This window comes from Arthrobacter sp. UYEF20, assembly GCF_040546335.1.
Taxonomy (GTDB): Bacteria; Actinomycetota; Actinomycetes; order Actinomycetales; family Micrococcaceae; genus Arthrobacter.
Map to the genome: position 1 here is coordinate 24,117 of NZ_JBEPNP010000007.1, position 20,964 is coordinate 45,080.

General features: G+C 67.1%; 24 protein-coding genes and 1 tRNA gene. 10 read left to right on the forward strand and 15 right to left on the reverse strand.

What is annotated here, in order from left to right; genetic code table 11:
* Nucleotides 1-59: 59 nt before the first annotated feature.
* Nucleotides 60-929 (forward strand): class I SAM-dependent methyltransferase, encoded by an 870-nt coding sequence (locus ABIB26_RS09815; protein ID WP_354241994.1) that lies wholly within the window; start codon nucleotides 60-62, stop codon nucleotides 927-929.
* Nucleotides 930-960: 31 nt separating this feature from the next.
* Here the strand turns inward: ABIB26_RS09815 and ABIB26_RS09820 are convergent, their stop codons facing one another.
* Together ABIB26_RS09820 and ABIB26_RS09825 are read right to left on the reverse strand one after the other, a co-directional pair.
* Entirely contained in the window at nucleotides 961-1,317 is a 357-nt protein-coding gene (locus ABIB26_RS09820) for a DUF2516 family protein (RefSeq protein ID WP_354241997.1), read from the reverse strand.
* Nucleotides 1,318-1,326: 9 nt separating this feature from the next.
* Nucleotides 1,327-2,535: a trans-sulfuration enzyme family protein gene (locus ABIB26_RS09825; protein WP_354241999.1), complete on the reverse strand. Its 1,209-nt coding sequence runs from the start codon at nucleotides 2,533-2,535 to the stop codon at nucleotides 1,327-1,329.
* An 89-nt stretch (nucleotides 2,536-2,624) separates the two neighbouring features.
* On the opposite strand from ABIB26_RS09825, the gene tmk reads away from it, so the two are divergent.
* From tmk to ABIB26_RS09845, 4 genes are all read left to right on the forward strand, one after another.
* Nucleotides 2,625-3,305, forward strand: a complete 681-nt coding sequence (tmk, locus tag ABIB26_RS09830; protein WP_502913648.1) for a dTMP kinase — start codon at nucleotides 2,625-2,627, stop codon at nucleotides 3,303-3,305.
* Nucleotides 3,302-4,444: a DNA polymerase III subunit delta' gene (locus ABIB26_RS09835; protein ID WP_354242002.1), complete on the forward strand. Its 1,143-nt coding sequence runs from the start codon at nucleotides 3,302-3,304 to the stop codon at nucleotides 4,442-4,444. The genes tmk and ABIB26_RS09835 overlap by 4 nt, the downstream gene beginning before the upstream one ends.
* Nucleotides 4,445-4,563: 119 nt before the next feature.
* Entirely contained in the window at nucleotides 4,564-6,150 is a 1,587-nt protein-coding gene (locus ABIB26_RS09840; protein ID WP_354242004.1) for an alpha/beta hydrolase, read from the forward strand.
* 136 nt (nucleotides 6,151-6,286) lie between these two features.
* Nucleotides 6,287-6,359 (forward strand) — tRNA-Thr (locus ABIB26_RS09845).
* A 210-nt stretch (nucleotides 6,360-6,569) separates the two neighbouring features.
* Here the strand turns inward: ABIB26_RS09845 and ABIB26_RS09850 are convergent.
* Together ABIB26_RS09850 and ABIB26_RS09855 are read right to left on the reverse strand one after the other, a co-directional pair.
* Nucleotides 6,570-7,028: a DUF2975 domain-containing protein gene (locus ABIB26_RS09850; RefSeq protein ID WP_354242007.1), complete on the reverse strand. Its 459-nt coding sequence runs from the start codon at nucleotides 7,026-7,028 to the stop codon at nucleotides 6,570-6,572.
* A 152-nt stretch (nucleotides 7,029-7,180) separates the two neighbouring features.
* Nucleotides 7,181-7,735, reverse strand: a complete 555-nt coding sequence (locus ABIB26_RS09855; protein ID WP_354242010.1) for a hypothetical protein — start codon at nucleotides 7,733-7,735, stop codon at nucleotides 7,181-7,183.
* Nucleotides 7,736-7,914: 179 nt separating this feature from the next.
* Here ABIB26_RS09855 and ABIB26_RS09860 point away from each other — a divergent pair, with 179 nt between their 5' ends.
* Nucleotides 7,915-8,520 carry a hypothetical protein gene (locus tag ABIB26_RS09860; protein ID WP_354242013.1) on the forward strand — a complete coding sequence of 202 codons (606 nt, stop codon included), beginning with the start codon at nucleotides 7,915-7,917 and terminating at the stop codon, nucleotides 8,518-8,520.
* Nucleotides 8,521-8,715: 195 nt separating this feature from the next.
* On the opposite strand, the gene ABIB26_RS09865 is transcribed toward ABIB26_RS09860, so the two are convergent.
* The gene (locus ABIB26_RS09865; protein WP_354242016.1) at nucleotides 8,716-9,180 is read right to left on the reverse strand and encodes a type II toxin-antitoxin system Phd/YefM family antitoxin; all 465 of its coding nucleotides are present in this window, start codon (nucleotides 9,178-9,180) and stop codon (nucleotides 8,716-8,718) included.
* A gap of 240 nt (nucleotides 9,181-9,420) precedes the next feature.
* Here ABIB26_RS09865 and ABIB26_RS09870 point away from each other — a divergent pair, with 240 nt between their 5' ends.
* Nucleotides 9,421-10,794: an MFS transporter gene (locus tag ABIB26_RS09870; protein ID WP_354242018.1), complete on the forward strand. Its 1,374-nt coding sequence runs from the start codon at nucleotides 9,421-9,423 to the stop codon at nucleotides 10,792-10,794.
* Between the two features lie 121 nt (nucleotides 10,795-10,915).
* Here ABIB26_RS09870 and ABIB26_RS09875 read toward each other — a convergent pair whose 3' ends face one another.
* Both ABIB26_RS09875 and ABIB26_RS09880 read right to left on the reverse strand, forming a co-directional pair.
* A complete protein-coding gene (locus ABIB26_RS09875) occupies nucleotides 10,916-11,668 on the reverse strand; it encodes an RNA-guided endonuclease InsQ/TnpB family protein (protein WP_354242020.1) in 753 nt (250 codons plus the stop codon).
* Nucleotides 11,669-11,731: 63 nt separating this feature from the next.
* Nucleotides 11,732-12,085 carry a helix-turn-helix domain-containing protein gene (locus ABIB26_RS09880; RefSeq protein WP_354242023.1) on the reverse strand — a complete coding sequence of 118 codons (354 nt, stop codon included), beginning with the start codon at nucleotides 12,083-12,085 and terminating at the stop codon, nucleotides 11,732-11,734.
* A 27-nt stretch (nucleotides 12,086-12,112) separates the two neighbouring features.
* Here ABIB26_RS09880 and tnpA point away from each other — a divergent pair, with 27 nt between their 5' ends.
* A complete protein-coding gene (tnpA, locus tag ABIB26_RS09885; protein WP_354242026.1) occupies nucleotides 12,113-12,529 on the forward strand; it encodes an IS200/IS605 family transposase in 417 nt (138 codons plus the stop codon).
* Here tnpA and ABIB26_RS09890 read toward each other — a convergent pair.
* Nucleotides 12,509-12,877 (reverse strand): hypothetical protein, encoded by a 369-nt coding sequence (locus ABIB26_RS09890; RefSeq protein WP_354242029.1) that lies wholly within the window; start codon nucleotides 12,875-12,877, stop codon nucleotides 12,509-12,511. The two genes, tnpA and ABIB26_RS09890, sit on opposite strands and share 21 nt — an antisense overlap.
* Nucleotides 12,878-12,907: 30 nt before the next feature.
* On the opposite strand from ABIB26_RS09890, the gene ABIB26_RS09895 reads away from it, so the two are divergent.
* Complete coding sequence (locus ABIB26_RS09895; RefSeq protein ID WP_354242032.1) at nucleotides 12,908-13,909, forward strand: hypothetical protein; 1,002 nt, start codon at nucleotides 12,908-12,910, stop codon at nucleotides 13,907-13,909.
* A 39-nt stretch (nucleotides 13,910-13,948) separates the two neighbouring features.
* A complete protein-coding gene (locus tag ABIB26_RS09900; protein WP_354242034.1) occupies nucleotides 13,949-14,128 on the forward strand; it encodes a hypothetical protein in 180 nt (59 codons plus the stop codon).
* Nucleotides 14,129-14,350: 222 nt separating this feature from the next.
* Here the strand turns inward: ABIB26_RS09900 and ABIB26_RS09905 are convergent, their stop codons facing one another.
* The 7 genes from ABIB26_RS09905 to ABIB26_RS09935 all read right to left on the reverse strand — a co-directional run bounded on the left by ABIB26_RS09905 (nucleotide 14,351) and on the right by ABIB26_RS09935 (nucleotide 20,920).
* Nucleotides 14,351-15,196 carry an aldo/keto reductase gene (locus ABIB26_RS09905; protein WP_354242037.1) on the reverse strand — a complete coding sequence of 282 codons (846 nt, stop codon included), beginning with the start codon at nucleotides 15,194-15,196 and terminating at the stop codon, nucleotides 14,351-14,353.
* Nucleotides 15,197-15,300: 104 nt separating this feature from the next.
* On the reverse strand, nucleotides 15,301-15,756 hold the full coding sequence (locus tag ABIB26_RS09910) for a hypothetical protein (RefSeq protein WP_354242040.1): 456 nt from the start codon (nucleotides 15,754-15,756) through the stop codon (nucleotides 15,301-15,303).
* A gap of 7 nt (nucleotides 15,757-15,763) precedes the next feature.
* Complete coding sequence (locus tag ABIB26_RS09915; protein WP_354242043.1) at nucleotides 15,764-16,408, reverse strand: bacterial proteasome activator family protein; 645 nt, start codon at nucleotides 16,406-16,408, stop codon at nucleotides 15,764-15,766.
* A 164-nt stretch (nucleotides 16,409-16,572) separates the two neighbouring features.
* Entirely contained in the window at nucleotides 16,573-16,764 is a 192-nt protein-coding gene (locus tag ABIB26_RS09920; protein WP_354242046.1) for a YbdD/YjiX family protein, read from the reverse strand.
* Nucleotides 16,765-16,777: 13 nt separating this feature from the next.
* Complete coding sequence (locus tag ABIB26_RS09925) at nucleotides 16,778-19,078, reverse strand: carbon starvation CstA family protein (protein ID WP_354242049.1); 2,301 nt, start codon at nucleotides 19,076-19,078, stop codon at nucleotides 16,778-16,780.
* A gap of 171 nt (nucleotides 19,079-19,249) precedes the next feature.
* Nucleotides 19,250-19,786: a PadR family transcriptional regulator gene (locus ABIB26_RS09930; protein WP_354242052.1), complete on the reverse strand. Its 537-nt coding sequence runs from the start codon at nucleotides 19,784-19,786 to the stop codon at nucleotides 19,250-19,252.
* 150 nt (nucleotides 19,787-19,936) lie between these two features.
* Nucleotides 19,937-20,920, reverse strand: a complete 984-nt coding sequence (locus tag ABIB26_RS09935) for an NAD(P)H-quinone oxidoreductase (RefSeq protein ID WP_354242054.1) — start codon at nucleotides 20,918-20,920, stop codon at nucleotides 19,937-19,939.
* Between the last annotated feature and the right edge of the window lie 44 nt (nucleotides 20,921-20,964).

Sequence of the window (20,964 nt, forward strand, 5' to 3'; positions counted from 1 at the left end):
AACACGCGGCTCAACACGGGCCGGAGGTGACCTGCGCGTTGGAGGATAGGGTTGGGGCTGTGGTGCAAAAGGCTGAACGGGTGGACGCCCCCCGAAACCAGGGCCGGGCAAAGGGTGGCCCCCGCAGCGGGCGGCCGGTGGGCAACGTGACCCGGGGAACCACCAATCCCAACCGGATGCGCCGGCTGGACCGCTGGCTGACCGGACCGCAGGCGTGGCGGCTCCGCGCGGCGGCCGATCCGCTCGTCGTCGATCTGGGCTACGGCTCCTCCCCGGCCACCGCCGTCGAACTCTTTGAGCGCCTGTCCGTGATCCGTCCGGACGTCCGCGTGGTGGGCGTCGAGATCGAGCCCGAGCGGGTGCGGCTGGCGAAGGAACTGGAACGGCCGGGTCTCAGCTTCCAGCTGGGCGGCTTCGAGCTTCCCGTTCCGGGCCGGCCGGTGCTGGTCCGTGCCTTCAATGTGCTGCGGCAGTATGAGGAGGCCGACGTCGAGAACATCTGGCGGCTGGTGCAGGGCCGGCTGGCGCCGGGCGGGCTGTTCATCGACGGCACCTGCGACGAGATCGGCCGGCGCGTCACCTGGGTGGCGCTCGACGCCGAACGGCCGCTGAGCCTGTCCCTGTCCCTGCGGTTCGGCGGTTTCGAGCTGCCGTCCGAGGTGGCGGAACGGCTGCCGAAGGCCCTCATCCACCGGAACGTGCCGGGCGAGAAGATCCACTCCTACCTGCAGGCGATGGACAAGGCCTGGCTGGACGCGGCGCCGCTGGCCTCGTTCGGAAACCGGCAGCGCTGGTCGGCCATGTGCCGGACCCTGCTCGACGCCGGCTGGCCGGTCCAGGACGGGCCGTCGCGCTGGCGTCTCGGTGAACTGACGGTGGGTTGGGACGCCGTCGCGCCGGGGTGGGCCCACGCCGGCAGGGTTCCCTGAGCGAGCTTGCGAGCTGAGGGGCCGGTGGGGATCACCAGGGGCCGTAGGGTCCCATGTTGCGGCTGCCGCCGCGGCCGGCGTCCTTGACGGCCGGGCGGACGTCGGCGAGGTAAACGGAAGCTGCCGTCACGGCCGCGAGGCCGAACAGCCCCAGCGGGCCGAGGAGACCTCCGCCGCCGCCTCCCAGCACGGAAAGCAGGCCAATCGCAAGGGCGCCGCCGGTGAGGGCCAGCCAGAACGTCTTGGTGCGTTTCGAGACGGCTTCAAATACCGGCGCCTTGTGGCGGAGGCAGTCGAAGAACGCCCACACCTCAATGACCAGGGCCACGAGGGCCAGGAGAAGATAGACCCCGTTCTCGATATAGAAAATAAGCGCTCTTCCGTCCATAGCCCCAGCCTAGCCGTCCAGAGTCGCCAGTGCCTGCTCCAAATCGGCCCAAAGGTCCTCGACGTTTTCGATTCCGACGCTCAGCCGGACCAGATTCTCCGGCACACTGGCCGGTTCGGCGGTGTGCCGGCGGCGGCGTTCGATCAGGGATTCCACCCCACCGAGCGAAGTGGCCGGCAGCCACAAGTGCAACGCACGGACCATGCGGTCGGCGGCGTCCGCCCCGCTGAGTCCGCCGTCGAGGCCGCCGTTGTGCCCGCCAACGGGGGCGACTTCGATGCACAGGACCGACCCAAAGCCCTTCATCTGCGCCTTGGCCCGCTCGTGGCCCGGGTCCGAGGCGAGGCCTGGGAAGCGGATGCTGGCAACCCTCGGGTGCTTGCTCAGCCGCTCCGCGAGTACGGCCGCCGACGCCTGCGAGCGTTCGATGCGCAGGGCCAGCGTGCGCAGTCCGCGCAGCGCCAGCCACGCCTCAAAGGGACCGGCGATGCCGCCGTGGATGGTGCGGTGGTGCAGCAGCGTGGCGCGCAGCCCGGCGTCGGACGTCACCAGGGCGCCGAGCACCACGTCGGAGTGGCCGGAAAGGTACTTCGTCACGGAATGCAGCACGACGTCGGAACCCAGGGAGAGGGGCTGCTGCACCAAAGGTGTCGAGAAGGTGTTGTCCGTAACGACGACGGCGCCCGCCGCGTGCGCCGCCGCGGTGAGCGCACGGATGTCAGCGACGCCGAGCATCGGGTTGGTGGGACTTTCCAGCCAGAGCATGCTGGCTGCTGCCGCACCCGCCGGAGCGAGCTGTTCCAGCACGGCATCGGTGTCGGCGATGTCCACGGTGCGCAGTTCCAGGAAGCCCTTTTCGGCCAGCTCCGTGGCCATCACGAGCGACCCGGCGTAGCTGTGGGACGGCATCACCAGCACTCCCTGCGCCGGGACCAGGGACAGCGCGGAGCTGACCGCGGCGAGCCCGGAGGCGTACAGCAATCCCGGCAGTTCAGCGCCTTCGAGCTGGCCCAGGGCCTCCTCGAACGGGTCCCACGTGGGGTTGGAATACCTGCCGTAGCCGCGGTCGCCGTCGCCCAGGGGCCCGGTGCCGAAATAGGTCGAGGACAGCACCAGCGGCGGGTTGACCGGCTGGTCACGGGTGCGGGGCGGACGGCCTGCCGCGACAACCACTGTTTCGGCGGAGAGCGTCGCTGCCTGTTCTTCGGAAAGACTCATGGTCACAAGGGTACTTCGGAGCCCCGCAGGGCAGCCAAGGCGTTACGCCGGGGCATTATGCTGTCGGTGATTATCGGTAGGCTAGAGCAGTGACTACCCAGAACCCCGGACTGTCCCCGCGACTCTTCCCCGGACTGTTCATCGCCTTCGAAGGCGGCGACGGCGCCGGCAAGTCCACGCAGGCGGCCGAACTGGCCGGGGCCCTCGAGTCGCGCGGCCTGAAAGTGCTGCGGACCCGTGAGCCGGGTGGCACCCCGATCGGCGAAAAACTGCGCTCCCTGGTGCTGGATCACGGCCACGGCCACATCGACGCCCACACCGAGGCGCTGATCTTCGCGGCCTCCCGGGCCGCCCACGCGGGACAGGTCATCCGCCCCGCGCTGGAGCGGGGCGAGATCGTCCTCACCGACCGCTATATCGACTCCTCCGTGGCCTACCAGGGCGCGGGACGCGAGCTCGGAACGGACGCGGTCCGGGAGATCAACGAATGGGCCACCTCCGGGCTCCGGCCGGATCTCACCGTGCTGCTCGACGTCGACCCCGAGGTGGGCCGCCGCCGTCGAACTGCGGGCGACGCCGCCGAGGACCGCCTGGAATCCGAGGCGGATGAATTCCACGCCAGGATCCGGACCACCTTTCTAGAGCTCGCCGCCACCAGGCCGGAGAAGTATCTGGTGCTCGCCGCGCACCTGACGGTCGAGGAACTTGCCGCCCGGATCCTCGAACGGGTCGAGTCCTTGCTGACCCTCTCCGGCAGCGTGACCGCATGACCGTCTGGGACGACCTCCAGGGCCAGCCCGCCGTCGTCACGCAGTTGCGACAGACGGCCCAGGGCGAAGGCCTCACCCATGCCTGGCTTTTCACCGGGCCGCCGGGTTCCGGCCGCTCCAACGCGGCGAAGGCCTTCGCCGCGGCCCTGAACTGCGACCAGGAGGACGTCAGCCGGCGCGGCTGCGGCGAATGCGCCGCCTGCCTGACCATCCTCGGCGAAACACACTCGGATGTCGCGTTCGTGCGCACCGAGAAGGTCACCATTACCATCGACGAGGCCCGCGAACTGGTCTCCACCGCGGGCAACCGGCCCTCGTCTGCCCGGTGGCGGATCATCGTTGTGGAGGACGCTGACCGGATGGCCGAGCGCACCACCAACGTGCTGCTCAAGGCCATCGAGGAACCCACTCCCCGCACCGTGTGGATGCTGTGCGCGCCGTCGCCGGCCGATGTCCTGGTCACGATCCGCTCACGCTGCCGGGCAGTTGCGCTCCGGCTCCCGCCCCCAGCCGACGTCGCGGCCCTGCTGGTCAAGCGCGACGGCGTGGACCAGGCTGTCGCGGAACGCGCGGCCCGCGCGGCGCAGAGCCATGTCGGCATCGCCCGCCGCCTGGCCCGGGACCCGGAAGCCAGGGAGCGCCGGCTCGAAACCGTGCGGTTCCCGCTGGGACTGCGGGGCGTCACGGCGGCAGTCCTGATGGCCGAAAAGCTCGTCAAGATCGCCACCGAGGAAGCCAACAGCTCCAATGACGAGCGTGACGCGGCAGAGAAGATTGCGCTGCTTGCCACCCTCGGGGCACCGGAGAGCGGCACCCTGCCCCCGGCCATGCGGGCCCAGGTCAAACAACTCGAGGACGACCAGAAACGCCGCGCCAAGCGTTCCGTGACCGATTCCCTTGACCGCACGCTGACCGACCTGTTGTCCTTTTACCGGGATGTGCTCATCATCCAGATGGGGAACGCTGTTGAACTCGTCAACGTTGAACTCAGAAGCGAACTCGAAGAATTCGCCGGACATTCCGGTGCCGAAACCACCCTTGCCCGCATGGACGCCATCAATAAGGCCCGGACGAGGATCACCACCACCAACGTTGCCCCACTGCTGGCCATCGAGTCCATGGCCAGCAGCCTCATCTGACCATGCCTGCGTCTGTCCGCCTCCGTCTGTCCGCCCGGCCCGAAGTGGCCGGGCCTGATGTGGCCGGCCCCGATGTGGCCGGCCCCGCCGCTCCGTACCTATCCACCGAGGAGAACCGCATGAAGTCTGCACGAGAAGTTCCCCCCAGATCCCGATCCGTAGCGATCGGCGTGCGGGCTGTCGGCGCCCTGGCCCTGGCCGCGGTGCTTGCCTCGTGCAGTCTCTTCGGCGGCGCTGGCGGTGGCGGTGGCGGTGGTACGTCTCAGGGCGCCAGCCCGGGTCAGCCCGATCCTGCCATTGCTGCCTCGGCGCCGGCCGAGCTCCGCAGCTTCTACTCGCAGCCGGTCAACTGGACGCCCTGCGAGAGCACCTTCCAGTGCGCCAAGATCAAGGTCCCGCTGGATTACAGCAAGCCGGACGGGGACAGCATCGAACTTGCGGCCGTCAAGCTGACCACCAAGGGCACCAAGAAGGGCAGCCTGCTGGTCAACCCCGGAGGTCCCGGCGGTTCGGGGTATGACTTCGTCAAGGATGCCGGGGCCACGAACATCTCGGACAAGGTCCGCGCGAACTACGACATCATCGGTTTCGACCCGCGGGGCGTGAAGCGCTCCGCGCCGGTCACCTGCCTCACCGACCAGGAACGCGATGCCTACCGCGCCAAGATCTACGCGCTGGACACCGACGCCGGCCTGGACGCGGCCCTCGCCGACAACAAAGTGATCGAGGCCAAATGCGCCGAGAAGACAGGTCCGCTCCTGGGCCACATCGACACCGTGAGCGCCGCGAGGGACCTTGATGTGCTCCGCGCCGTGGTCAACGACACGAAACTGAACTACCTCGGCTATTCGTACGGAACGCTCCTCGGTTCCACCTACGCCTCGCTGTTCCCGGACAACGTGGGCCGGATGGTCCTGGACGGCGCCCTCGATCCCTCGATCAGCTACGAGGAGCTCACCAGCGGACAGGCCAAGGCCTTCGAGAAGGCCCTCCGCGCCTACGTGGAACGGTGCCAGCAGGCGAGCGGTTGCCCGCTGACCGGCAGCGTGGACGACGGCATGCAGCAGATCCGCGACCTGATCCAGGCCGTGGAGGCGAACCCGATGCGGGCCCGGGACGGCCGGCTCGTCTCCGCGTCGACGGTTGTCACCGGCATCATCGTGCCGCTCTATGACGACACCAACTGGCCGATCCTGACCCAGGCCCTTGACCAGATCAAGAAGGGCGATCCGACGCAGTTCCTTCGGCTGGCCGACTTCAACGCCGACCGGCAGCCCGACGGCAGCTACTCATCGAACAGCACGTTCGCCTTCAACGCCATCAACTGCCTGGACTACCCCATGGTGACGGACACCGCGGGGATGCGCGCCGACGAGCAGCAGCTGCGCCAGGATTCCCCGACGCTTGGTTACTACTTCGCCTACGGCGGTACCAACTGCAAGGACTGGCCCTACAAGAACGTCCGGACCCCTGCTCCGGTGGAGTACAAGGGCTCTGCCGAGATCGTCGTGGTGGGGACCACCGGTGATCCGGCCACTCCGGTGGAATGGGCCAGCGCGCTGCGCAAGCAGCTGGGCAACGCCTCACTGCTGACGTGGAAGGGCGAGGGCCACACCGCCTACGGCCGCTCCAACGACTGCATCGGCAACGCCGTGGACAGCTATCTGGTCGACGGCAAGGCACCCGCGGACAACACCGTCTGCTGAGCCTGGTTTCGTCTCCGGCGGCCTCCCGGAGGACGTCAGCCGGGGCCGGCCACCGCTCATTTTGACCCGGGCGCCGGAACTCCATTACAGTTATCTCTTGCATGAGCCGCCCGGTTTCCCGGGATTTCATGCGGTTGCTTCCTTAGCTCAGTTGGTAGAGCGTCTCACTCGTAATGAGAAGGTCGCCAGTTCGATTCTGGCAGGAAGCTCGGGAAGAACCCCGCATTGCCGCTGACTCAGCGGGGATGCGGGGTTTTTTACTGGTAACGGTGGGATGCCTCCGGTAATCCTGACAATGGTGGCCGGTACTCATGAGCGAAGCCGACGCGGCCGTAGAGCTGGCGCGAGTCACAATCTTCCACATCCCAGACCCGCCGGATAGACCCCAGGGGACAATCGACGATACGAGCGGGACCCGGTCAGTGTGGCGAATGCTGCCGCACTAACGGCCTGGTCCCAAGGAATAGAACAAGAGAGCCCACGGCGATCAGAGCCATGAGCCCTCCGGCGATGAGTCCGAGCATCACGCCTGGGGTCGTGTACCCCATCACGTTCAGCGCGATGAAAGCTGACACAACGAGCACGATGAATGCGGGTAGACAGCCGACCATCGCGCGTAACCATCGGTAGGAAGATGCGTCGAATCTGTGGTCGCGGGCGCGTATGACAAGCCGCAATCCAATGACGGCAACGGCTTGCCAGCAGGCGATTGCGATGACACCCCAGATGATTGATCGAACCACGAGCGGTTTGACCTCGGGGAACACTGCAGCCATGCGCTCCACCGCAGAGGGCAGAACCCACACCTGCGTGAACACGGACAAGAGCAACAAAACGAGAAGTACCGCAGTCAGCGCGAACGAGGTTCTACGACCCATCTCAGCCTCCTACCACTGCTTGGTGCCGGACGCTTCCGTCCGGGCTGGCGTGAAGGCAGGAAGCGCGGGCGCCGGGCCGCGGGGTACAACTAACGTGAAAGTAAGGCCTTCTCCCACCCGGCGCGACGGCGACGCTGGGCCACTGGCCCGCCTCATTTAGGCTCCGCGGAGCCGGTAACGACGTCGAGGATCTTTCGGAGTGATTCTGGCCGGCCGGCCACGTCAATGTCCCCTTTGTCGGTGGTGAGCCGAATTGCCTGGAAACCGGCTTGGGTGACGTATCGCGACTCCTTCCGGCTGATCTTCCTTGGCTCGGAGGACTCTGCCCCCAGGACTCCAAAGGTGGCGGGCCGTCCGGAAGGCTCAAGTGTGTCGTAGACGGCCGGCTGAAACTTCAATGCTGCGGTCTCATCAAACGTGGCGACACCCATGTTCCAGATGCCGCTGAGTGACCCGGGGCGCGAATCCGGGTAGCGGACGTAGACCAGAATCCCGCCCTGCGAGTCGAGCCTGGACGCGGTCTTGCGTTGCCGGCGCGTGTCGACATACCAGGAAACTGCCACGAAGACAGCCCACAGCGTCGAGTTGAAGATCGTCTGTTCCAGCGGGTGCCCCCAGCTGACGAAGAGTGCTATCCCCGCACCCCAGGCTGCGGCGAGGACCACCAGTGCAACCATTTTGCGGTGCGCGGCTATCCACTTCCTCATGCCGGTCATCCTAGCCGGGTGGTCGCCATCGTCGTGGCGGCCGTGACATTTATCGTCCTGTGGTCGCTGCGCCGTACCCGGCGGAAGGACAACGGCGGTGGTTCGGTGCCACCCTCTGTTTAGGTGTCGGCATAGACTGCGCGTGAAGGCTGCAGCAGCCCCCGGCACCGAAGGACACCATGGCTACCCTCAACCCCGATTACATGACGCTCGACTACCGCTGCCAGTACCGGGGCATTCCGAGTCTGGATCACGACCCGTCAGACTTCCCGATGGACTGGACCGTCTCGATCGACGGGCGGGGCTGGGCTGAAGGCGAGGAAGACAACGACGGGGAGGACGTCCACGTCGGGGACGCCCGCTTCAGCATCGTGCCGGACGCGGGGCTAATCGATCTCTTCGACACCCTGGACGCGGTGGACCAGGAGCTCGCCAACGTCGCCGAGATGCTGACCATCGAGCGTCCCGACTTGATGCCCAACGCCGGCATGGGACTGGGCGGGGACCTGCTGGTGTTGTCCTCCCTGTGGATCGACCCGAAATTCCGCGGTGACAAGCTCGGGCACGCGGTCCTCAAAGCAATCCTCGGCACCGTCGGGCGGGCCACCGCCCTCGTCATCCTGCAGGCCTCCCCCGTCCTCACCGACGGCGGGCCCGAGGAAGGCAGCGCGGAGCACTCGGCGGCGAAGGAAGCATTGCGGCTGTACTGGGCGGACTTCGGCTTCCAGGAAGCCGCCGGCGACTACCTCGTGCTCGGCGACATGGCGGATGCCTTCGACGCCTGAGCCGTGGCGCCCTGTCTACTTCGTAGCTTTCGGGTGATTGGTGTGCACATCGACCAGGCAGACGGACTGACCGTCCACATAGAACCACAAACGGGCACCGCCAGGGAGTCCGAGTTCCTTTTCGGCCTGGCTTGTGCCGAACTGGACCTCAAACTCTGCCTTTGAGCGGACGTGGAACACCTGATCTTTTCGCGTTCATGCAGTGCGCGGGTCGGCGACCGCCGCGGGCTCAATCCAGTCCAACCGGTCATCCGGGGTGTATCCGGCACTGATGGCCTCTGCCGTGGACCGCCAGGCGCGGAGGGTAATCAAGGCCTTATCAAAACGTGCCACCGAGGCGCAGGCGCGGGAGATGGTGACAATCTCACGGGCGAAGGCTTCCTGGTCTGCATCGCTCAGGAAGGCCATCCAGGGGAAGGGTCCGTGAAGCCTCTCAGCGAATGGGATCTGGGGGTCCCCCAGCGACGCCGTCACCAGATGCGCGGCCAGTTCCATTCCCTGATGCTCACGATCGATCTCGCTGGTCGTCAGAAGCGTGAGCGGCTCCCCGTCCCGACGAGTGATCGTGACGGGACCCTCTTCGGACGCTTTGAAGACGGCAGCCGGGTTCCGGGAGAGCTCGGAAGACTGCACGGTGCGGGAGATCGATGCCGGTGACATGCCTCCAGTTGTTCAGAACATGTTCTGAACACTCAACAGGGATGGAGGTACTGCTTACTCAGGAATGGGTAGCCGGACGGCCTATCTAGCGACGAGTGCGCCGGCATTGAGCTGCGCCGTCAGTCATCCGAGCTGCTGGCAAATGCCGAGGCCCCACATCGGCGTCTCAAAAGTCCACCTGCTGCCGCGGAGCACGGTCCGGCCCTTGCCATTCCGCAGACGGTCCGCCAGCCTTGATGGATGGAACGGCCAGACCGCAGGTTGCCAGTCCGAGCGCGGCAGAGCGGTTCTGCGGCGTCCGGGACGCAGCGCCGTCTCTCCTGGGGTCCCGTGGTGGGCTTCGGCTTGGTCAGCCTGGCGGCCGACGTTGTCTCCGACGGAGCCCGTCCGCTGGCAGGCCCGTTATTGGCCCAGCTGGGCGCCTCGGCCCTGATTGTGGGCCTCGTGACCGGCGGCGCCGAGGCCGCAGCCCAAGGGCTCCGGCTGATCTTCGGGCCGTGGGCGGACCGCACCCGCAGGTACTGGACCTTCACGCTGGCCGGTTACGCGCTCACGGCTGTCTGTGTCCCGCTGCTCGCGCTGGCGCCACTGATCGGAGCGGCCGGCCTGGTGCTGGCCAGTGTGCTGATCATTGGAGACCGGGTAGGCAAGGCGGTCCGGAGCCCGGCCAAGACCGTGTTGCTGGCCGCCGCAGCCAAGCCGGTCGGCCGCGGCCGCGCCTTCGCGGTCCACAAGTCCCTCGACCTCGCCGGGGCGCTGCTCGGGCCGCTCCTGGTCTCCTCTGTGCTTGCTGCCACGGGACTCATCTCCGTGGCCCTGGCGGTGCTGGCCATTCCGGCTGCCGCGGCACTGTTCCTGCTGGTCTGGCTGCGACGCCTGGTCCGGGTTCCGGTTGCGGGCCAGCAGCCGGCGGACCTGCCAGCGGAGGTTCCGACGTCGGCGGCCCCGGCGGCAGAGTCCTCCCCGCCCGAGGCGTCCCCGGCGGCGGACACTGCCGGCCAGCCGCCGTCGTTGTTCACCGGAACATTCATTTTGTTCGCCGTCGCCGCGTTCTTTTGGAGCGCGGGTCTGGTGGCGTTCGGCGTCATCTCCTTCCACCTGACGACGGCGCTGGCCGTTCCGGTAGCGGTGGTTCCGCTGCTGTACGCGGGTGCGATGGGCGCGGCGGCACTCGGCGCCCTCGCCAGCGGCGTCGTGTACGACAGTGCCGGCGCGGGGGTACTGCTCGCCCTGCCCGTGCTGATCGCCGCCGTGCCGGTCCTGGCCCTGGCGCCGGGAGCTGGCCTTGTCCTGGCCGGGGTCCTGATCTGGGGAACCGCCACGGGCATCCAGGATTCCACGGTCAAAGCGCTGATTGCCGATCTGGTGCCGGAACTCCGGCAGGGCACGGCCTACGGCGTCTTCGCAGCCTTCGAAGGAGGCGGGGCGTTGGCGGGAGGGGCCCTGTACGGGGCGCTCTACGACGCCCGGCCGCTGCTCATCGGGGCGGTGGGTGCGCTGCAGCTGGCCGCGCTGGGTGTGCTGCTCGTGACGCTGCGGAAGTCGCGCCGGGCCTGGCGACCCGGGCCGCTTAGCGCGACGACCAGACCGAGGTGGCCCCGGAGTGGCCGGTGATGATGCTCTGCTGACATCCTCCCCCTCCTCAAGGAGGGGGATTCCTACGCAGCCTCGCCATTCGTGAGGTCTGTTCGGTGGGTTACTGCTTCCAAAGGGTCGGCTGAAGCGAGCTTCAGTCTTACGTCCCCCCTCCACAGTCGTTTAGGCTCTCCGCCAGCCCGGGGGCGAGCACGATGTTCACTGCTGCGTTGTAGTCACGGTCCAGGACGGCGCCGCAGCCCCCGCAAGTCCAGACACGGACAGAGAGCGGCTTCTTCCCATCCCCGGTCCCGCAGACGGAGCACACCTGACTGGTGGGTTCCCATTGCGGGATGACACGGATTTCCCGCCCATATTGGGCGGCTTTTTCCTGCAGGATGGCCACGAGCGTGGCCCACCCTGCGTCGTGAATGGATTTGCCCACGCGGGTGCGGGCGAGTCCTTTCACGTTGAGTCCTTCGACGGCGACCGTTTGGTTTTCGCGGACGAGTCGAAGGGCAAGTTTGTGATGGTGGTCGAGCCTGGTGTTCCGGACTTTGGAGTGCAGTCTGGCGACCCGGAGGCGGGCTTTGCCGCGGTTGGCTGAAGCTTTTTGCTTGCGGGACAGGGACCGCTGCGCGGCGGCAAGTCTGCGTTCGGCCGCGCGGAGGTGCCGCGGGTTCTCGATCCGTTCTCTCGTTCCGTCGCTGCGGACAACGTGGGCGAGGTGCGTGAGACCGACATCCACCCCGGCAACCCGTGATTCCCGGCCCAGGGGCGTCTCGGCGACATCGACCACGAACGACACCTGATAGGTCCCGTCGGCCAGCCGGATGATGCTGACGCTGGACGGGTCCGATGGCAGCTCCCGGGAGAGTGCGAAACGGATCCGCCCTACCTTCGGCAGCGACACGAAACCGACCCCGTGGGTAGTCTGCTCGACCTTGAAACCGGCATTTTTGGTGAACCTGGCAGCCTACCGGCGGTCACGCCTGGATTTGAACCGCGGCCGCCCGACCCTGGAGTCCTTGCGCTTCCCCGTCAGGGAGGTGAAGAAGTTCCGGTAGGCGCGGTCCGCGTCCATGAGTGACTGCTGGAGCGGGACGCTCGATACTTCGGCCAGCCACGCCCGCTCCGGGGTCCGCTTCGCGTCGGTCAGGAGCGTCTTGGACAGCTCCCCCGAGGTCGGGAGCGGCAGGCCCCGCTCATGGGCTGAACGGCGGGCAGAGAGCACGTCGTTGAAGATGACACGGCAGGACCCGAACAGGCGGGCCAGCGCCCGTTCCTGACCCGCGGTGGGGTAGGCCCGGTAGGCGTACCGTTTCTTCAACGACGTGCTCCAACTATACTTGGTGTCATGGAACAAAACAAGGATATACGCCAAGGCAGACATGCAGTGTGGGACTGCCACGCTCATTTGGTGTTCGTAACAAAATACCGGCGCGGCGCGTTCACTGATGAAATCCTCACGGACTGCGAAGGCATCATGCGGCAGGTGTGTGAGGACTTCAGTTGCTCCCTGGAGGAGTTCAACGGCGAAGACGACCACGTGCACCTGCTGATCAACTTCCCCGCGACGGTCCAGCTCTCAAAGCTGGTCAACTCCCTCAAGGGCGTCTCGTCAAGGCTCCTGAGGCAGAAGCACTCCGACCATCTGAGCAAATATCTCTGGGATGGGCACCTCTGGTCACGCTCGTACTATTGCGGGACCGCCGGAGGGGGCCCTCTTAGTGTTCTGGCTGATTACGTTCAATCACAAAGGCGCCCCGGGTAGGCCCCGCAATTCACCTCCACCCTGAAGGTGGAGCACTCTTGCGCCTAAAGGGTAGATGAAGAAGGCTCCGGCCGCCGCGCCAGCGACCAGCAGGACGATTCCAACGCCGCGGTTCGTCCGCAGGCCGCCGAGGAAGGCGAGGCGCCGGCCGATCGGCTCGTAGCTGGCAACGATCATTGCCACAACGATGACGAAGACGATCACCGAGGCGACCTTCAGCACGTCTCCCTCCTGGGCATGCTCGTTGACGAGCGCCGAGGCGGGCCGGGATTTTTCGAGTTGTTCGCCCGCTTGGGCGGTGAGGAGGGAGAACGGGACGAGGCCCAGGCGCGCGCCCCGTGTCGCCATGGCCGGGGTGAGGGCTTCTATGATTCTTGCATGAGAGAGCTGGAGCTGGCGGGCATTGCGGCACGTCTCTATGCCTTGCCGTTCGACGATTTTGTCGCCGCCCGGACGGCCGCGGCAAAGGAAGTGGCCACCGCGCCCGGGAAGGGTCCCGCGGCGAAGCAACAGCAGTCCCTGGCAGCGGCCGTGCGGTCCCTGCCCAAGCCGTCCGTGGCGGCGTGGACCGTGAACATGCTCGCGGCGCGCCAGCCCGAGACGCTCCGGGAACTCGCCGCGTTGGGGCAGTCCATGCGCGCCGCGCAGTCGGCCCTGGATGCGGCGGAACTCCGTAAGCTGGCTCAACACCGGCGGCAACTCCTGGCCGCTGCCGTCCGGGATGCCCAGGCTGTGGCAGCACAGCAGGGCCGGAAGATCAGCGGTGCGATCGCAACGGAAGTGGAGGAGACGCTGCGCGCCGCCACGGCGGACGAAGGCGCCGCGGCGGCGGCGCGGAGCGGGCGCCTGCTCCGGGGGCTGTCCGCCGACGGGGTCGACGTCGTGGACCTCGCCGGTGCCGTGGCGCTGCCGTCCCTTGCCATCCCGGAAGCTTCTGTTGCGGTTCCCTCGCGGGTCCCGACCAGCTCTTCCGCTCCGGCCGGGGCCCGGGCGACGAAGCACGCGGCCCCTAAGCAGGCGGCCCAGCCCCGGCTGCAGGCGGTGCGGGAGGAACCCCGGGCGCCCACGCCGTCGGCGCTCGAACGCGCCCGGGCCGCGTTGGACCAGGCCGAACAGTCCGCCCGCGAGGCCACCAAGGAAGCCCTGCGGTACGCGCAGGAACTGGACGAGGCCAGAGCCCTGGCGGCCGGCCTGGCCGAGGCGGCACTGACGCTGAGGAAACAGCTGGAACAGACAGAGCTGGACCTCAAATCAGCCCGCAAACAGCACGAGCTGGTGGCCGCCCAGGCGCAGCAGGCGGTCCGGGCCTCGGACACGGCCCGGCGAAAAGAGGACCTCGCCCGCGAGCGGGTGTTGCGGCTTGGCAACACGCCGGGCTAACGGCCTCATACTGTCGGAGGCCGGTTGCACACTTAATTCATGGAAACGAACCAGTACTTTGAAGTGACCTATCTGGACACCGACTGCGGCCGCATCCGCACCGAGGCTTTCGACGACGCCGCCGATGCGGAGCGCTTCGCGAGCCGGCGTGTTGCAGACGAGGACGGCTGGGCCATCATCGACACCGTGCCCCTTCTGCAACATAAGAAGGCAGCCTGAAAGGCCGCCTGAGCCGTCCATCCGGCGGGCGGTCCGTCGATCGGGCCAGCCGTCCATCCGGCGGGCGGTCCATCCGGCGGGCGGTCCATCCGGCGGGCGAGCTGTCCAGCAGGAAGGGCCCCCGCCCGGAACGGGTGAAGGCCCTGCCGCGGTTCCGGCGTCAGCCGCCGGGTTGGTCCAGGCGGCGGAGCCGAGGCATTCGCTAAGGCGGAGTCGGAGCGCCTAGGCGAAGTCGGAGACTGCAGGGTCGGCGCCGATCCGTCCGGCACCCTCTGCCGAGTTGTCCAGGCCGTTGATGGCCTGCACGTCGGTCTCATCCAGCGTGACATCCAGCGCCGCGTAGTTCTCGCGGATCCGGGACTCGGTCACGGACTTGGGGATGACGACGTTGCCGATGGCGAGGTGCCAGGCGATGACGACCTGAGCAGGCTTGGCGTTGTGCTTGGCCGCGATCTGGGCGATCACGGGGCTGTCCAGCAGCTCGCCGCCCTGGCCCAGCGGTGACCAGGCCTGGGTGAGGATCCCCTTGGAGGCATTGAACTCACGCAGCTCGGCCTGGTTGAAGAACGGGTGCAGTTCGACCTGGTTGATGGCCGGAACAACGCCGGTCTCGTCGATCAGGCGCTGCAGGCCTTCCTTGGTGAAGTTGGAGACGCCGATGGTCTTCACGCGACCCTGCTTCTGCAGCTCGATGAGCGCCTTCCAGGTGTTCACGTACTTGTCCTGCTTCGGCTGCTGCCAGTGGATCAGGTACAGATCCAGGGACTCGAGGCCGAGCCGTTCCATGGAGGCCTCGAAGGCCTGAAGCGTGGACTCGTAGCCCTGGTCCGCGTTCCACAGCTTGGTGGTGATGAAGATTTCCTCGGGCTTGAGGCCGGAGCGCCCGATCGCGCGGCCGACTCCTGCTTCGTTGCCGTAGATCTTCGCGGTGTCAATGTGGCGGAAGCCGGCCTCGAAGGCCTGGGCAACCACCTTTTCGGCTACATCGTCTTCAACCTGCCACACGCCGTAGCCGAGCTGGGGAATGGTGTTGCCGTCATTGAATGTCAGTACCGGAGAAGAAGTCATCCGACTACTCTGCCAATTTCCGTGCGGTCCGGCCAGAGCAGAGGCAGAGCTAAGCTAGCCGCGTAACCGGGAATACCGGCGGCGGCGCCGCGGCGCCGGAGGTCTCAGTCCCCTGCGGTGGCTTCGGCCAGACGCCTTTCGGCATCGCAGACGTGTTCCAGCACCGATTCGGCCCGCCGCCTGACCGACACCGCGCCGGCCTGGACGGGCCCGACGGCGAGCCGGAGCATCGCCGCCGCCTCTGCCGTAGTGGCGAGGGAGTTGCCTGCGGTGGATAGCGAGCGGTGGACGCCGGCCAGCGCCCCGGGGATGTCGAGGCCGTCACTGGGCGAGCGCCTCTGGGCCTCGACGCAGACCCTCCGGACCCGAACAGCGAGTTCGGACAGCTCGTTGGCGACGTCCACGAGTTCGGCATAGAGCGCTTCATCCTCCACGCCTTCCAAGACCTGGTGATAACGGTCCAGTCCGCGTATGAAGCGGTCGTGGGCCCGCCGCCAGAGGCCCTTACCGAGTTCGGCGTCGTCCTTCTTTCCCTGCAGGGCGGTCCTGAAGAATCCCAAGGGTGCCCTAGAGGTACTGGCCGGGGCCGTGGTCCGGATCAGCGGGCCCGGGAGGCTCGGATGGTGCCGCCCCGGGCCTGGACGCGGCGGCCCGCTGGGGTTCACCGTTCTCCCCGATGATGACACCGGGTGCGATCACCGTTCCGGGCGGCAACTGGCGGAGCTGCATCTGCGCGAAGGTATGCTCCCTGGCGGCGTGCTGCGCCGCGATGGCCGTCTGAATGCCGTGGAAGAGTCCTTCGAGCCAGCCGACCAGCTGGGCTTGGGCAATCCGCAGTTCAGCGTCCGATGGAGTGGCGTCATCCGAGAAGGGCAGGTTGAGCCGTTCAAGCTCCTCGACAAGCTCCGGAGCGAGGCCGTCCTCGAGCTCCTTGATCGAGCGTTCATGGATTGCGGCAAGCCGGGTCCGTGCCGCGTCATCCAGGGGCGCGGACTTCACTTCGTCCAGCAGCTGCTTGACCATGGTGCCGATCCGCATGACCTTCGCGGGTTGGTCCACCAGGTCCTGCAGCTGGGTGCCCCTAAGGTGCTCGGACGAGGCCGGCCCGGGCTGCGGCGTCCGCGGTTTGTCGGCCAAGGGCGCGGCCACGTCCAGGGTGGTGCCCTCGACGGGAACGTCTTCGGCAGGTTGCGCGGCGTTCGGATCGCTCATGGCTTCATACTCTCACGCGCCGGTCCGGAAACCTGCCGGCCGCTGTATCCGCGAAACCGCAGGGTCGCACCAACGGCGGAGGACGCCGTCGGGCACTATTGTGCACGACGGCGTCCTCCGGAACGCGGCAGCCGAATCAGCGCACCCCGGTCAGGGATCCGGGGTCAGCAGCACCGGCCCTGCGGGTTGCTGTCCTGGCGGTCCGTATGGTCCCGCCAGAACTCCCGCTCCGTCAGCGGCGGGTCGCCGTGCTCGGAGACAGCGTGGTGTTCCAGGTATTTCGCGTATGCATCCGCGCCCATCACACCGCCCAGGTACCGGGCGAATCCCCGGAATCCCTCAACCACCGCGTTCATCTCATTCTCCGCATCAGTGGTGCGCGGCCTTTTCGAACCGCTTGTCAGCCGGCAGCTTGTTCCATTCGGCCATGAGCGCGCGCTCGTCCGGAGTGGGGATCAGGCCCGCCGGGGCGAAGACGCGGGACGGCAGCGCGGGGTCCTCGTTGTCCCTGTTGGCCACGCCGGCCCTGGCGTTGCGGAATGCCGTGTACGTGGCCACAAGGGCCATCGCGATGACGATGATGCTGAGCACCACGAAGATGACAGAGAGCCAGCCCTGGATCGCGGTGTTGCGCACCACGGCTTCCATGGCGGGGACCGTCTTGGCCGTGCCGAAGGAGGTCTTGCCTTCCGCGAGGGCCTTGGAGAACGCCGCGTTGTTGGCGAAGTAGCCCACGGCCGGGGTGGAGGAGAAGATCTTCTGGTAGCTGGCCGTGATGGTCACGACGGCTGCGAAGGCCATCGGGAGCGCCACGATCCACAGGTACTTGAAGGAGCCGCGCTTCGCCACGATGGCGAGGCAGACGGACAGGGCGATGGCGGCAAGCAGCTGATTGGCGATGCCGAACAACGGGAACAGCGTGTTGATGCCGCCCAACGGGTCCGTGACTCCCATCAGCAGCACTGCACCCCAGGCAGCGACCATGACGGCGGTGGCGAACCAGGCCCCCGGGCGCCAGGAGTGTTCCTTGAACTTCGGGATGAAGTTGCCGATCGAGTCCTGCAGCATGAAGCGGGCAACGCGGGTACCGGCGTCGACCGCGGTCAGGATGAACAGCGCCTCGAACATGATGGCGAAGTGGTACCAGAAGCTCATCAGGGCGGTGCCGCCAATGAACTGCTGCATGATGTGTGCAAGCCCCACAGCCAGGGTGGGCGCGCCGCCGGTGCGGGAGATGATGCTTTCCTCGCCGACGTTGGCTGCCGTCTCCGTGAGCAGGCTGGGGCTGATGTTCACGCCGGACAGGCCGAGGCTGTTGACCCAGCCGGCGGCCGATTCCGCGGTCCCACCGGTGAGCGCGGCCGGAGCGTTCATGGCGAAGTACAGTCCGCGGTCGATCGAGATCGCGGCCACGAGGGCCATGATCGCCACGAAGGACTCCATCAGCATGCCGCCGTAACCGATGTAGCGGCTCTGGCGTTCCTTCTCGATGAGCTTCGGCGTTGTGCCGGAGGAGATCAGGGCGTGGAAGCCGGAGAGGGCGCCGCACGCAATGGTGACGAACAGGAACGGGAACAGGGCACCCGGGAAGACCGGACCGTTGTCCCGGCTGGCGAATTCGCTGAAGGCCGGGACGGTGATTTCCGGGCGGACCACGATGACGGCCAGCGCCAGCATCACAATGACACCGATCTTCATGAAGGTGGAGAGGTAGTCACGCGGGGCCAGCAGCAGCCAGACCGGCAGGATGGCCGCGATGAAGCCGTAGACGATGAGGGCCCAGGCGAGGGTCACCTTGTCCAGGGTAAAGAGCGCGGCACCCCACTCGGTCCCGGCAACGGCGCCGCCGCCGATGATGGCCGCCATCAGCAGCACGAAGCCGATCAGGGACACTTCCATGATCTTCCCGGGCCGGATGAAGCGCAGGTACACACCCATGAAGAGCGCGATCGGGATGGTCATGCCGACGGAGAAGACACCCCAGGGGCTCTCGGCCAGCGCGTTCACGACGACGAGGGCCAGGATGGCGACAATGATCACCATGATCAGCAGGGTGGCGACCAGCGCGGCGGTGCCGCCGATGACGCCGAGTTCCTCGCGGGCCATCTGGCCCAGGGAGCGTCCGCCGCGGCGCATGGAGAAGAACATGACCAGGTAGTCCTGGACGGCACCGGCCAGTACGACGCCGATGATGATCCAGATGGTGCCCGGGAGGTACCCCATCTGGGCTGCGATGATGGGGCCCACCAGCGGGCCGGCGCCGGCGATGGCGGCGAAATGGTGGCCGAAGAGGACGTTGCGGTCCGTCCGGACGTAGTCCTTGCCGTCGGCCTTGTACTCGGCCGGGGTGGCGCGGCGGTCGTTCGGCTTGAGCAGGTAGCGCTCAATGAACTTGGAGTAGAAGCGGTAACCGATGAGGTAGGTGCAGACGGCTGCGAAGACGAACCAGATCGCGTTGACGGTTTCGCCGCGGACAATGGCGAGCATGAACCAGGCCACGGCGCCCAGCAGGGAGATTGCCACCCAGATCGCGATCTTGGCAGGCGTCCATTTGCGCTCTTCGGCTTCGCCGACGGAGTCGTCCACGGCCGTGGGCGGCAGCGCCGGATCCGGCGTGATGCCGTCATCGACCTGTACGGTTTTTGGCGTGCCATCTGGCATTGTGCCCATGTCTCCTCCTTGAGAAACCCCAGCCGGACAAATCCACTGTACGGATCCGCCCCAAGGGACCCTACCAAGCCGGCAACTGCATGGGTGTGGCTGTGCGGTGGCTGTGCGCCAGGCGGCCCGGAGACGGCGATGAACGGTAGGTATAGAATACCGCGGGGAACGGCACCGGGGCTATCGCGGCGGGTTGGCCAACTGCATCAGCCGGGCCTCGCAGAGATCGAGCCAGCGGACTTCGGCTTCGGTCTGGAAGATGAGCGAATCCAAGACAAGGAGCCGTGCGGTGTCGGCCGGGCGGTGCTGGGCCACGGTGTCCCGCCGGGCCTTGGTGTAGTCCTGCAGCGCCCTGATCGAGACACCGCGCTGGGCCTGGATGATGGCGCCGACGTCCACCCCGGTGAGCGTCAGCCCCAGTGCCAGTTTGATGGCCAGCTCATTCCGTGGCGGCGAGGCCCGGGAAACCGGAGCGGTGAACCAGCCGCGGACTTCGGCCAGGCCGTCGGGGGTGATGTTGTAGATCACGTGGCCTTCGCCGTCGGCGCCCTCGTTGCGGACCAGGCCGTCACGTTCCAGCCGATCCAGAGTGGTGTACACCTGACCGATGTTCAGGGGCCAGGACGCACCCGTCCTGTCCTCGAACTCAATCCTGAGCTGGTACCCGTAGCGCGGGCGGTCCTGCAGCAGTGCGAGGAGGCTGTGGCGGATCGACATGATGCTCCCGGAGGTAGCGGGGACGACAGCATACACGCGCCCCAAGACGCGTGTATACCGCGTATGGGATCACAGTACCGTCATTTAGGGCCCGGAAGCAAAAACGTATGCCACTCGAAGCATAAGTTGGCAGAGGCCGGCCGGTACCGCCTACATCACCAGGAGGATCTTGCCGACATGGTCGCCTGAGTCGAAGTAGCGGTGTGCGGCCTGGACCTGGTCCAGCGGGAATGTCTTCGCCACGAGCGGCCGGATCCGCCCGTCGGCCAGCAGCGGCCAGACGGCGTCGCGCACCGCGTTCATGATCACGGACTTTTCCTCGACCGGCCTCGGGCGAAGCGCCGTCGCAATGATTGCGGCGCGCTTCCTGAGGAGCTGGCCGAGGTCCAGCTCGCCCTTGGCCCCGCCCTGCAGCCCGATCACCACGAGCCGTCCGTAGTCGGCCAGGGCGTCGACGTTCTGGCTGAGATATTTGGCCCCGACGACGTCGAGGATGACGTCCGCGCCCTTCCCGCCGTTCTGGGCGCGCAGGCTCTCCGGGAAGTCCTCCTCGGCATAGTTGATCGCGATGTCCGCACCGAGGAAAGCCTTCGCGGTGCCGACCTTCTCGGCGGTGCCCGCCGTCGTGGCCACAACGGCCCCGAAGGCCTTCGCGAGCTGGATGGCCATGGTGCCGATGCCGCCCGTGGCCCCGTGGATGAGCACGGTCTCGCCCGGCTGCAGCTGGGCGGTCATGATCAGGTTGGAATAGACTGTGGCCGCGACCTCCGGCAGGGAGGCCGCCGTGACCAGGTCGACGCCGTCGGGAACCCTCAGGACCTGACCCGCGGGGACGGCGACCTGCTGGGCGTAGCCCCCGCCGGCCAGCAGGGCCACCACCTTGTCCCCCACCGAGAACGGCTTTGTCACGCCCGGTCCGAAGCCTGCGATCCGGCCGGAAACTTCCAGCCCGGGGATCTCCGAGGCGCCGGGCGGGGGCGGATAGTGTCCCTTGCGCTGCTGGACGTCCGCGCGGTTGAGCCCTGCGGCGACGACGTCGATCAGCACCTCGCCGGGGCCGGGCTCCGGGGCCTGGACCTCGCGGACTTCCAGGGCCTCGGGTCCCCCGGGTTCGGAGATATAGACAGCCTTCATGGAGAACTCCCGATTCCTTACTTACGTCGTGACTTACGTCGTGC